Source organism: Caldisphaera lagunensis DSM 15908, from assembly GCF_000317795.1.
Lineage (GTDB): Archaea > Thermoproteota > Thermoprotei_A > Sulfolobales > Acidilobaceae > Caldisphaera > Caldisphaera lagunensis.
This window is the reverse complement of record NC_019791.1, coordinates 1169376-1181522: the sequence shown is the minus strand read 5'-3', so window position 1 is coordinate 1181522 and position 12147 is coordinate 1169376. Positions and strand designations below refer to the sequence as shown.

The window sequence follows — 12147 nt, the reverse complement described above, 5'->3', positions numbered from 1 at the left end:
AATAAATTATTAGCCATATTGATTTATATGAATTTTGTTTTAATTAATAGATATTTTTATGTTTAAAATTTCTCTCAATTTCCCACAATTTCATATAATAAAATTTAGAAATAATTCAGTTTTATATTTATTGTGTTAAAAACATTTAATGCCTATAAGGACATCCATATTTATGTGCAACTTCATTTACTTCACTACATATACTACACATAGCTATTTGATATTTTTTCATAAATTCATCCATTGATTCTTCCGTTCTTCCCTGATAAGCTAATATTAACCTTGCAGCTTCTCTTACTTTCTCTAGATATTTTTCATCCTCGGTAAGTATTTTCATATATCTATCTCCTCTCTTCCCGCTGATGTAGTTGTTTATTGCTGCAGGGGTTAGTCCAAGCAATCTTGCAGCTGTATATTTTGATAGCTTAAATTCATTTACCAAAATATATGCTACAGAAGCTCTTATTGATGGAATTACTATCCTAGCTGCTACCTCGCATGGCATTTCTATTGTTGTTTGCTCTTCAATGCTTTTTTCTTTTGACAAATTTTAGCACCTTTTTAGATTACATAGTTTCCAATTATGTAAAGCATTTTTAAGGGCTATAAATATGAATAAATATTTCATTGATATTTTCATATAAATGTTTGATAAATATTATCTACCTAAGAGTAATATCTCAATTTCTCTATGATTCCTACTTCTTAGATCAATCAAGATTTTCCTCCTCACAAGAGACCCCCCTTTACAAGCGGGGTAGTTTACATATACTTGGCTGTTGCATACAAACGCTTGGATATTGTAACAAATGAAAACCTCTCTTTAAGGAAGTAAGTAGTCAGATAGAACTGTTTAATAAGAATTTTTTATATTATATTTGTGTTATTATAAATGGGGCCCGTAGTCTAGGTGGTTAGGACGCCGCCCTCACACGGCGGAGGTCGCCGGTTCGAGTCCGGCCGGGCCCACTATGCTATAGGTCTGTTTTTATGAGCTCAAAGTACATAGTCATTATATTCAATTTGTAAGCTTGCCTCGCTAATTTATTTCAATAAATTTTATAAGAAATGTTTAAATTTAATTGTTATAGATATGTTAGTTTAATAAAAGAAAAAATTGATATTGCATAAAACTTTTCGGGCGATGGAGATCTATAATATATAAGGGAGTAATTCATATATAAAGCGTGCTGTAAAAAGATATAGGGGTAGAAAAAATGGTTTCAGCTAAAGAAGTTCCAGCAGATAAGCTCATAGCCAAATTGGCTGAACGCTTAAAGAAAAGCCAGAAAATAGAGCCACCTTCATGGGCTATGTATGCAAAAACTGGTGTATTTAAAGAAAAGCCCCCCGTTGAACAGGATTGGTGGTACATAAGGGCTGCATCCTTGCTAAGAAAAATAAGTCTTGCTGATGAGCCTTTAGGTGTTGGTACATTAAGAACAATGTATGGGGGTAAAAAAAGAAATGGAAATAGACCACCTCACTTCAGAAAAGGTTCTGGAAGCATAATTAGGACAATATTACAGCAATTAGAACAAGCAGGTTTTATTGTTACAATATCTGGTAAGGGTAGAAAACTATCTCCATCAGGTCAAAGCTTAGTAGATAATGTAGCAAAAGAAATACTAAAAGAAATAAGTCAATAATTATATTCAAATTTCATATAATTTATAGCTTTATTTGTTCATGATTTAAATATAATTCCTTATTGTATATTTGCACACATTTATAACCTTAGAAGTTAATAGAAAAATGGTGACAAACATTGTCGGGAACTATGTCATTGATGGTATCTGAAGCATATAGAACTGATACACCTGGAAGAAAAATAGTAAGGATCGATCAGTCTACTATGAAAAAGTTAAACATTGAAACAGGAGATTTTGTTAAAGTAAAGAGTCAAAAAAGTCAAGTAATAGCAGTTGTATGGCCTTTACATTCTGAAGATGAAGATACAGGTATAATTAGAATGGATGGTTATTTAAGATGGTCATTAGGCGTCAGTGTTGGAGATTATGTAGAAGTTGAAAAAGCAGAAAATGTAAAACCTGCTGAAAAAATTGTTTTTGCTCCATTAGAAAAGACTGAGCCGTTTACAATTGATTTTTATTTATCACCATCAGATATAAAAGAAGAATTTATTAGAAAGCCATTAACTCAAGGAGAACTCGTTTTAGTTCAAGGTGAAATACCATTAGTTGTTGTCCAAACAAAACCTGTGGATAACGTTTATGTAACAGATAGGACAATTGTTGAACTAAGAAAAGAGCCTGTTAAAGAAAACGAATTTCCAATTCATAGAACAACTAGAGTAACATGGGAAGATATTGGTGATTTGGAAGAAGCCAAAGAAAGGATAAGAGAAATTGCAGAGCTTCCTATGAGACATCCTGAAGTATTTAAGAGGCTTGGTATTGAACCTCCAAAGGGAATCCTATTATATGGTCCTCCAGGAACAGGTAAGACATTATTAGCAAAAGCCTTAGCAAATGAGATAGGAGCTTACTTCACAACAATTAATGGACCAGAAATCATGAGTAAGTTCTATGGAGAAAGCGAGGAAAGATTAAGAGAGGTGTTTAAAGAAGCACAAGAAAATGCTCCATCCATAATATTTATAGATGAAATAGATGCAATAGCTCCAAAAAGAGAGGAAGTAACTGGAGAAGTTGAAAAAAGAGTTGTTGCCCAACTTTTAACGCTAATGGACGGAATGCAGGAAAGGGGTAGAGTTATAGTTATTGGAGCAACAAATAGACCAGATGATTTAGATCCTGCATTAAGAAGACCTGGAAGATTTGATAGAGAAATTGAAATAAGGCCTCCTGATAAAAAGGCTAGAATAGAAATACTTAAAGTACATACAAGGAATGTTCCTCTATCTAAAGATGTACAATTAGAGAAAATAGCAGAATTAACAAATGGATATACTGGGGCAGATTTGGCTGCATTAGTTAAAGAAGCAGCTATGGCTTCATTAAGAGAATTTATGGCAAGTGGAAAGGTTGATTTGTCAAAAAATGAAGCAATTAAACCTGATATATTAAAGAACCTTGAGGTTTCTATGAAACATTTTACTGAGGCTATGAAATCTATTAGGCCTTCATTAATAAGGGAAATATTTGTAGAGGTTCCAGAAGTACATTGGGAAGATATTGGTGGTTTAGAAAATGTAAAACAAGAATTAAGAGAATCAGTAGAATGGCCTATGAAATATCCTAAGGTATTTAGCGATATGGGTATTGAACCTCCAAAGGGAATCCTATTATTTGGTCCTCCAGGAACAGGTAAGACATTATTAGCAAAAGCAGTTGCAACGGAAAGTGGGGCTAATTTTATAACAATTAGAGGTCCAGAAGTTTTGAGCAAATGGGTTGGAGAAAGCGAAAAAGCTGTAAGAAAAATATTTGAAAGAGCTAGAGAAGTAGCTCCAACAGTTGTTTTCTTCGATGAAATCGATTCAATAGCTCCGGCAAGAGGATTTAAGAGTGATACATCCGGCGTTACTGATAGAATAGTTAATCAATTGCTTACAGAAATGGATGGTATGATACCATTATCTAATGTTGTTGTTATCGCTGCTACAAACAGGCCAGATATAATAGATCCAGCTTTGCTAAGACCTGGAAGATTTGATAGACTTATATATGTGCCACCTCCCGATATTGAATCAAGAAAGCAAATATTCAAAATACATTTAAGGAGAGTTCCATTGGCAAACGATGTCTCTATAGATAAATTGGCATCAATAACAGATGGCTATACAGGAGCTGATATAGCAGCAGTTGTAAGAGAAGCGGTTATGCTAAAATTAAGAGAAAAACTGGAGGTTTCACCTGTGGAATTTAGACATTTTGAGATGGCTTTAAAGAAGGTGCCTCCCAGCTTGTCTAAAGATGTAATAATGATGTATGAAAGAATTTCAAACCAGCTCAAGAAAATAGCCCTTCAGTAATCTTTTTTATTAAGAATTGATAAACAACAGTTTTAATCTTTCTCATTTTTATATTTAATGGCGTTTAATTTGGGTAGCAAAAACCTAGAAATTGAAATAAAAATAAAAATTGATTGTAATAAAATTGAAACTATTGAAAATAATTTAAAAAAATTTAATGCTAAGTTTTCTGGGGAAAGAGAAGAACTTGATCTTTATTTAAATCATCCATGTAAAGATATGAAAGAAAATGATGAGGCCATAAGGATAAGATATGTTAACGGCAAGCCGGAAACAATAACTTATAAGAGTAAGAGAGGAGATAAAAATAATCCAATAAAATCAAGAGAAGAAATAATAGTTGAAACCAAAGAAGATCCTATGCCATTATTTAGCAAATTAGGATTTTCTGTTGGAGTTAAGGTAAAGAAGAAAAGAAGATATTATGATTTAGATAACTTGGAATTCTCTCTTGATTTTGTAGATAATTTAGGATGTTTTATAGAAATAGAGTCTAAAAATGCAAAAGAAGAAGATATTATAGAGGCATTGAATAAGTTTAATATAAAAGGAGAGATTATTACAAAGACATATGCAGATATGGTAAGTGAAATTGAAAGCTTTCATAATAAATCTTAAAAATTTTAAATAGAATTAGATTTTGGTTAAAAATTAAGAGTTGTAGAAACAGTTTAAAACGGCAAAAATATAATAAGCAAAGGGTGATAAACATGGGAAGTAAGAATACAAAATTCGCTTACATTTATATGGGTAGAAAGAAGGGATATTATAAAGTAAGGTTATTTAATTCAAAGCCAGAAGAAGATCCAGATAGGATAATTGTTATAGGGAAATTTAAAAAACCAGAATTAGGATATAGGATCATCAAAAAAGAAGAATTGTTGGAGGTAGTTAGAGAGAAGGTTGAAAAAGCTTAAAATCTTTATATACGCGTTTGTTCTCTGATTGAAGTGCAGGAAAGCAGGTGCTAACTTTGGCAAAAGAAGTTCATGCAATAAGGGAACTAGAAATCCCAGATGGCATAGATATTAAAATAGATGGAAAAAAGATAAAGGTAAAAGGACCTAAAGGAGAGCTTGAAAGGGATTTCTCCCATATCAAAGATTTATCTTTGAGATTAGAAGATAAAAAACTAATTGCTGAGGTATACTTTGCAGATGCTAAGAAAAAAGCTGTTGTAGGAACTGTTATAGCACATGTTAAAAATATGATAACAGGAGTAACGAAAGGATATAGATATAAGTTAAAAATAATATATAGCCATTATCCAATAAGCGTTAAAAAGGATGGAAACAAAATCATTATAAGCAATTTCATTGGAGAAAAATCTCCAAGAATAGCGAAGGTATTTCCTGGAGTTAATGTGAAGGTTCAAGGAACAGATATAATATTAGAAGGAATTGATATAGAAAAGGTTTCGCAAAGTGCAGCCAATATAGAGCTTGCAACAAAGATATCTGATTTTGATAGAAGGAAGTTTATGGATGGAATTTATATATATTCAAGAGAGGTGATTGAATAATGAGCTCAGAACAAATAGTAAAGGATATATTAAAGCAAAAGAGGAAAATAAGGGAATCTGTATCAGAAAAGAGAAGAGTTCATTTTATGAGATATTTGTCATGGAGGTTCAAAAGACTAGGAGATAGCTGGAGAAAGCCCAAAGGAATAGACGCAAAAATGAGGTTGCAAAGAAAAGGATATCCTCCAATTGTTAAAGTTGGTTATAAGAATAAGAATTCAATTAGAGGATTGCATCCCTCCGGATTGATACCAGTAGTTATATCTAATAAAAAAGAACTTGAATTGTTAAGTCCAAGGGCTCATATAATTTATATAGACTCATCTGTAGGTCTTAAGAAGAGGGTAGAGCTACTTAAGGTAGCTAAGGAGAAAGGATTTAAGGTAGCTAATGGTGGTATATATGGATTATAGACTCCAAAAAAGGCTTGCAGCAGAAATACTTGGTGTTGGAGAGAGCAGGATTTGGATAAGTCCTGATCCAGATAATGAGGAAGAAATAAGTCAAGCAATAACAAAAGATGACATAAGAGGTTTAATAGAAAGAGGTTTAATAAAGAAAATACCAAAGAAGGGTAATTCGCATAGATGGTTAATAAGGCATATAAAAAGAGTTAAAGGTCATCGTAGAGGATATGGAAAAAGAGAAGGCACAAAGAAGACTAGGGTTGATGAAGAAGAAGTATGGGTTAATAAAATAAGAAAAATGAGAACCTATCTCAAATATTTAAGAGATAAAGATATGATTGATTCCCAAACTTATAGGAGACTTTATAGATTATCTAAGGGTAATGCTTTCAAAAGCTTATCTGATTTGAAAAGGTATATTGATGAAAATAAGCTAATGAAAGGTGTTAAATCATGAAAGGTGGACCTAGATATAAATTAGCATTAAAGAGGAGAAGACAGGGTAAAACTGACTATCGTCTTAGATATAGATTAGTTATATCTCAAAAACCAAGAGCAGTTGTTAGAAAAACCAATAAATACATATTGGTTCAAATTGTAGAATTTGATGCAAAAGGAGATAAAACAATAGTAGCAGCTCATAGTAAAGAGCTTTCAAAATTATATAATTGGAAAGGTTATGGTAAAAATACATGTGCTGCATATTTAACAGGTTACTTAGCTGGTTTAAGAGCTAAACAAAAGGGAATTAATGAAGCAATATTAGATATAGGGTTACAAACGCCTTCTAAAGGAAACAGAATTTTTGCTGCCCTTAAGGGTTTAGTTGATGCAGGAATTCAGATACCTCATTCAGAAGAAATCTTGCCAGATGAAGAGAGAGTTAAATGTGAGCATATATCAAAGTGGGCTGAAGATTTGAAGAAAAATAACGAAGATGCTTATAAAAGGCAGTTCTCTAAACAATTAGGGAGGCTACCTCCAGAAGAGCTTTCAAGACATTTCGAGGAGGTATTAAATGCAATTAAAAGCAAAGAGGGTGGAAGTAAATGAGCAGCACTCAAGTATTAGAATCATGGGAACCTAAAACACAAGTAGGTAAGTTAGTAAAAGAAGGGAAAATAACTAGCATAGATGAGATATTTAAAAGGAATATGCCAATATTAGAGCCAGAAATAATAGATGCACTTTTGCCTGATTTACAAGTAGAAATAATAGATGTAACATTAGTGCAAAAAATGACAGACGCTGGAAGGGTTTCAAGATATAGAGCAACAGTTGCGGTAGGTAATAAAAATGGTTACGTTGGTGTAGGAAAAAGTAAAGCAAAACAATTCAGGGATTCTATAGATAAAGCAATTAGAAATGCCAAATTAAATATAACCCCTATAAGAAGAGGATGTGGTAGCTGGGAATGTACTTGCGGAGAACCTCATAGTGTGCCATATTCAGTGGTGGGCAAAAGTGGCAGTGTTGTTATATTATTAAAGCCTGCACCAAAAGGTACAGGACTTGTTGCAGGAGATGTTGCAAAGAAAGTTTTAACATTAGCTGGTATAAGAGATGTATGGACAAAAACTTTTGGTGAAACAAGAACTTCGTATAACTTTGCTAGGGCAACATATATGGCTTTAAGAAATACATTCAAAGCTGTTACTCCAATGGACTGGATAAGGTGATAATTTTGGTATATGCTATTATAAGGATCAGGGGTTCTAGTGGATTAGATCCTAAAGTAGAGAAGGTTCTAGATTTATTAAGGTTAAGAAGGAATTTTGTAGCAGTTTTATATGCAGAGAATCTTAATGGATTAAAGAATATGTTAATTGAAGGACAATCAGCAATAACATGGGGAGAAGTAAATAAGGAAACATTAGCAGAATTAATAAAGCGTAGAGGAAGAATTGTTGGGGATAAACCAATTACAGATCAAGTAGTAAAAGAAAAGCTAGGGCTTAACGGAATAGAGGAGTTAGCTGATAAAATAATAAAAGAAGAAATACATTATAACAAACTAGAAGAAAAGGGAATAAAGCCTTTCTTTAGATTACATCCTCCAAGTGGGGGATTTGACTTATCAATTAAAAGATTATATCCAAAAGGAGAATTAGGATATAGAGGAAAAGCAATTAACGATCTTATATTAAAAATGGCCTAAGGAACAAATTTATTTTTAAATCTTTTCTCATAGCTATATGATGGAAGAAGGTGTAAAAAATGGCTTTGACATCAAGAAGCAGGAAAAAATCAAGGAAGCTAAGAGGAAGAACAAGATCTATGGGATGGGGAAGAGTTGGACAGCATAGAAAATCAGGAAGCAAGGGAGGAACTGGAGGCTCTGGAATGAATAAACATAGGAAGACATGGATGCTAAAATATTACCCCAATTGGTTTGGAGCAAAGGGATTTGTTCCAATAAGAAATAGATTATTGCATAAGAAAAATACAATAACATTAAGAGAACTAGATCAAATAGCTTTCAAGTTAAGAAATACAAATGTTGAAGGAGATAAAGTTGTTCTAAATCTAAATGAAATGGGTTATGATAAATTGGTAGCAAATGGAAAAATATATGAAAAAGTCAAAGTTATTGTTAAAGAGGCAACAAAGAAAGCAATAGAGAGAGTAAAAGAAGCAGGTGGAGAAGTTATAGTTGAAAAAATTGAAGAAGAGGAACAATCTTGATTTTTAGAAAAGGAGGATTACACCCCTTTATCTCTAATTTTATTGATAACAACTTGTTTTTGCTTGTTTATGGCCCTTCAGCAACTGGTAAAACTCACCTTGCATTTGAAATTGCCAAATATTTAATAGATAAGAAAAGAGATTTTTCATTTATTGCAACGGAAGCCCAAACATTTACTTATTCTAAATACTTTAAATACGAAATTCCTATAAAATTAGTAATTACAAGAGAACAGTTGATAAAAGAGGTTATTGATGATATTAAACAAAATAAATTTATTATAATTGATTCTATAAATAATTTATTTAGACCTTTTAATGATGATGTTTCACAAAAAGAATTATCATTAATATCTTCAATGATGAGCTTATATGGAGGTTTTTCAACTGGTCAAATAAGTCAAGAAGATTTCGAAACGAATAAAATGTCAATGGATTTATGGGTAATACCTTGGGCAAAAGGAATAGGTATAACAAGAAAATTAAAGGAGAACACAATTGAATTAAAATTGGTGAGGCCTAAAGAAATTATATTGGGGTTTAAAATAATAAGGGATGGTATAGAATGGATCTAATACATTTTGGTTACGACTTGCTTAAGTTATTCATATTTATATTGCCTGCTATGGTAGCTAATGGAACCCCTGTTATTGTTCATGGATTACCTCCAATAGATATGGGTAAGAAATGGAGAGATGGAAGAAGAATTTTTGGCGATGGAAAGACATGGGGAGGTATTTTATCTGGGATAATTGCTGGGCTTATAATAGGTTCAATAGAAAGTGTAATAATTTGGCATAATATGCTATACGATGCCTTTATTGCTTCTTTTGGAGCGTTAATTGGGGATTTAATTGCATCGTTTATAAAAAGAAGGATTGGACTAGAAAGAGGAGCGCCTGCTCCATTATTGGATCAGCTTGATTTTTATGTAGGGGCTCTTGTATTTCTTTATTTATTTGATGGCAAGATATTTAATATATATGCTGAATTACTTTTTGCAGTTTTAATATATGCTTTGCATAGAACAACCAATTATATGGCTTATAAATTAAAATTGAAAAATGTACCTTGGTAATCTCAAATATTTTTATATTGTTTCAATTTAAAAACATCTTTTTCAAATTTCACAAAGTGAAAGGTTTTTAAGGACAAGTTATCTTTAAATATGTGGTGATTTTAGTGTCTCATGAAAGGGGAGAAAAAATAACATTAAGTGTTATAAAGGCTGATATAGGAAGTTTAGCAGGTCACCATAAAGTTCACCCAGATACAATGCTAGCATCAACAAGGGTTCTCGCCGAAGCTAAGAAGAATGGCTTATTAATAGATTATTATGTAACTGCTGTTGGAGATGATCTTCAATTAATAATGACGCATAAAAAAGGTGTAAACAATAAAGAAGTTCATGAAACAGCATGGAATGCATTTGAAGAGGCTGCAAAGGTTGCCAAAGAATTAGGTCTTTATGCAGCTGGTCAGGATTTACTGAGCAACTCATTTAGCGGTAATATAAGAGGCATGGGTCCAGGAGTTGCAGAAATGGAATTTAATGAAAGGCCTGCAGAGCCTGTTGTTGTGTTTATGGCTGATAAAACTGAACCGGGAGCATTTAATTTACCCTTATATAAAATATTTGCAGACCCATTTAATACTGCGGGATTAGTTATTGATCCAAGGATGCATAATGGTTTCATATTTACTGTTTTAGATGTATATGAAGGTAAGGCATTAGATTTGAGCACACCAAATGATCTATATGATTTACTTGCATTAATAGGAACACCATCTAGATATGTTATTAAATATGTTCATAGAAAGGATGGAGAAATAGCATCGACAATAAGTTCTGAAAGGCTTAGTTTAATAGCGGGAAAATACATTGGAAAAGATGATCCAGTTATGATAGTTAGGGCTCAAAGTGGTTTTCCAGCATTAGGAGAAATACTTGAACCATTTTCTTTCCCTCATTTAGTAGAAGGATGGATGAGAGGTAGTCATGCAGGTCCATTAATGCCTGTTGGAATAAAAGATGCCAAAATGACAAGATTTGACGGTCCTCCTAGAGTAGCAGCTTTAGGCTTTAATATAAAGAATGGAAATCTTGTTGGGCCTAGTGATTTGTTTGATGATGTTGCATTCGATGAAACTAGAAGACAAGCTCAAATAATTGCAGAATACATGAGAAGACATGGTCCATTTATGCCTCATAGACTTGGACCAGAAGATATGGAATATACGACTTTACCAGATGTGCTCAAGAAATTAGAAAACAAATTTAGACCCTTCGAATTAGGGTATAAACCAATAATAAAACATGAATTGGAAGAGATTAAATAATTTTTTATAGACTTTAATTTGAACCCAATTTAATAATTTTTGATTAATGAAAAATTATATAGCTAAGATATACCTTAATAAATGGCGATAGAAATGAAATACGTATTTGCTATTAATTTTAAATCATATGAAACAGCTTATAACAATGTTGCATTAGAAATAGCGAAAACTGCAAACCAATTATCATCTAAATATAGCAATGTAAGAATAATATTATCAGTTCCATCAGTTATGATAAGTAAAATAATTAATATATATGACGATATATATCTTCAACATATAGATCCTCTCGATTATGGGGCATATACAGGCTTTTTATCTGTAGACTCTTTAAAATATTTGGAAGTTAAAGGATCTTTGATAAATCATAGTGAGCATAAAATTATTTATAGAGATATAGAAAAAATTGTTAAGAAAATGAAGGAATTGAATAAAGAATCATTAGTATGTGCAGATACACCAGGAGAGGCTGCTGGAATTGCTTATTTAAATCCATCAATGATAGCTGTTGAGCCGCCTGAATTAATAGGTTCTGGAATTCCTGTATCTAAGGCAAAGCCTGAAGTAATAACTGAATCTCTTAAAGCAGTAAAAAGCGTTTCTAATATACCAGTTCTAGCTGGAGCAGGTATAACAATACCAGATGATGCGATAAAAGCCATAGAATTAGGATCTTCTGGGGTTTTAATTGCAAGCGCAGTGATGAAGTCAAAGAATCCAAATAAAGTTATTATAGATTTCGTTGAAAAAATGAATAGTGTTTAGATTCTTGGCTTTTGCTTTAATACCTTTTCAGCCTCATCTAGGTTTTTCCTGCATCCGTCAAGCATTTCAAGTAATTTTGCAACATTTATTTTAACAAGCTTTCTTGGCCTCCCTCTTCCTTCTACCTTTAATTTGCTTGTCTCGACAATACCTAAACCAGCTAAATCATTTACTACTCTTAAAACTAATGGATAGCTAACGCTTAATACTTTAGTTAAATCCCTAACGCTTAGCTCTTTTTTATCAAGAAGATAATCTAAAATTTGTGCTGCTAGGTCATAATCTGGTACAGATACGCATTGTATTAACGCTTTTATGGGTTTAACTTCATTATTTTCCACATTTTTCACCTAGTTATATTACTTATTTCTAATATTTAAAAATTTTTCCTTTTTAAAACAAAAAGAAAGTTAAAGAATTTAACATATAGTTTAAAAAAGGATATTAAACTATTATTATAAAAGATAAAT

At 32.1% G+C, this 12147-nt stretch carries 17 protein-coding genes and 1 tRNA gene; 16 read left to right on the top strand and 2 right to left on the bottom strand.

Going from position 1 to position 12147, the window contains the following annotated elements; all coding sequences use genetic code 11:
* Positions 1-145: 145 nt before the first annotated feature.
* Entirely contained in the window at positions 146-547 is a 402-nt protein-coding gene (locus CALAG_RS05780; protein ID WP_015232800.1) for a transcriptional regulator, read from the bottom strand.
* Positions 548-895: 348 nt separating this feature from the next.
* Between CALAG_RS05780 and CALAG_RS05775 the strand changes: the two genes are divergently transcribed.
* The 16 genes from CALAG_RS05775 (at position 896) to tpiA (ending at position 11677) form a co-directional block, all read left to right on the top strand.
* Positions 896-969, top strand: a tRNA-Val gene (locus CALAG_RS05775).
* A 248-nt stretch (positions 970-1217) separates the two neighbouring features.
* The gene (locus CALAG_RS05770) at positions 1218-1649 is read left to right on the top strand and encodes a 30S ribosomal protein S19e (RefSeq protein ID WP_015232799.1); all 432 of its coding nucleotides are present in this window, start codon (positions 1218-1220) and stop codon (positions 1647-1649) included.
* Positions 1650-1780: 131 nt separating this feature from the next.
* Positions 1781-3958: a CDC48 family AAA ATPase gene (locus CALAG_RS05765; RefSeq protein ID WP_048816895.1), complete on the top strand. Its 2178-nt coding sequence runs from the start codon at positions 1781-1783 to the stop codon at positions 3956-3958.
* Between the two features lie 69 nt (positions 3959-4027).
* On the top strand, positions 4028-4576 hold the full coding sequence (gene cyaB / locus CALAG_RS05760; protein WP_048816795.1) for a class IV adenylate cyclase: 549 nt from the start codon (positions 4028-4030) through the stop codon (positions 4574-4576).
* Positions 4577-4668: 92 nt separating this feature from the next.
* Positions 4669-4875, top strand: coding sequence for a DUF5622 domain-containing protein (locus tag CALAG_RS05755; protein WP_015232796.1), 207 nt, complete (start codon positions 4669-4671; stop codon positions 4873-4875).
* 56 nt (positions 4876-4931) lie between these two features.
* Positions 4932-5480 (top strand): 50S ribosomal protein L6, encoded by a 549-nt coding sequence (locus CALAG_RS05750; protein WP_048816794.1) that lies wholly within the window; start codon positions 4932-4934, stop codon positions 5478-5480.
* Positions 5480-5893: a 50S ribosomal protein L32e gene (locus CALAG_RS05745; RefSeq protein WP_015232794.1), complete on the top strand. Its 414-nt coding sequence runs from the start codon at positions 5480-5482 to the stop codon at positions 5891-5893. The genes CALAG_RS05750 and CALAG_RS05745 overlap by 1 nt, the downstream gene beginning before the upstream one ends.
* Complete coding sequence (locus CALAG_RS05740) at positions 5883-6344, top strand: 50S ribosomal protein L19e (protein WP_015232793.1); 462 nt, start codon at positions 5883-5885, stop codon at positions 6342-6344. Before CALAG_RS05745 ends, CALAG_RS05740 begins: the two co-directional genes overlap by 11 nt.
* Complete coding sequence (locus CALAG_RS05735) at positions 6341-6940, top strand: 50S ribosomal protein L18 (protein ID WP_015232792.1); 600 nt, start codon at positions 6341-6343, stop codon at positions 6938-6940. The genes CALAG_RS05740 and CALAG_RS05735 overlap by 4 nt, the downstream gene beginning before the upstream one ends.
* Positions 6937-7566, top strand: coding sequence for a 30S ribosomal protein S5 (locus tag CALAG_RS05730; RefSeq protein WP_015232791.1), 630 nt, complete (start codon positions 6937-6939; stop codon positions 7564-7566). Before CALAG_RS05735 ends, CALAG_RS05730 begins: the two co-directional genes overlap by 4 nt.
* Positions 7563-8045 (top strand): 50S ribosomal protein L30, encoded by a 483-nt coding sequence (locus CALAG_RS05725; protein ID WP_015232790.1) that lies wholly within the window; start codon positions 7563-7565, stop codon positions 8043-8045. Before CALAG_RS05730 ends, CALAG_RS05725 begins: the two co-directional genes overlap by 4 nt.
* A gap of 59 nt (positions 8046-8104) precedes the next feature.
* Positions 8105-8572, top strand: a complete 468-nt coding sequence (locus CALAG_RS05720; RefSeq protein WP_015232789.1) for an uL15 family ribosomal protein — start codon at positions 8105-8107, stop codon at positions 8570-8572.
* A complete protein-coding gene (locus CALAG_RS05715) occupies positions 8569-9147 on the top strand; it encodes an AAA family ATPase (protein WP_015232788.1) in 579 nt (192 codons plus the stop codon). Before CALAG_RS05720 ends, CALAG_RS05715 begins: the two co-directional genes overlap by 4 nt.
* Positions 9138-9650, top strand: a complete 513-nt coding sequence (locus tag CALAG_RS05710) for a CDP-2,3-bis-(O-geranylgeranyl)-sn-glycerol synthase (RefSeq protein WP_015232787.1) — start codon at positions 9138-9140, stop codon at positions 9648-9650. Before CALAG_RS05715 ends, CALAG_RS05710 begins: the two co-directional genes overlap by 10 nt.
* A 104-nt stretch (positions 9651-9754) precedes the next feature.
* On the top strand, positions 9755-10912 hold the full coding sequence (gene fbp, locus CALAG_RS05705; protein ID WP_015232786.1) for a fructose-1,6-bisphosphate aldolase/phosphatase: 1158 nt from the start codon (positions 9755-9757) through the stop codon (positions 10910-10912).
* Positions 10913-11005: 93 nt separating this feature from the next.
* The gene (tpiA, locus tag CALAG_RS05700) at positions 11006-11677 is read left to right on the top strand and encodes a triose-phosphate isomerase (protein WP_157463211.1); all 672 of its coding nucleotides are present in this window, start codon (positions 11006-11008) and stop codon (positions 11675-11677) included.
* Here tpiA and CALAG_RS05695 read toward each other — a convergent pair.
* The gene (locus CALAG_RS05695) at positions 11674-12018 is read right to left on the bottom strand and encodes a helix-turn-helix domain-containing protein (protein ID WP_015232784.1); all 345 of its coding nucleotides are present in this window, start codon (positions 12016-12018) and stop codon (positions 11674-11676) included. The genes tpiA and CALAG_RS05695 overlap by 4 nt on opposite strands.
* Positions 12019-12147 lie beyond the last annotated feature (129 nt).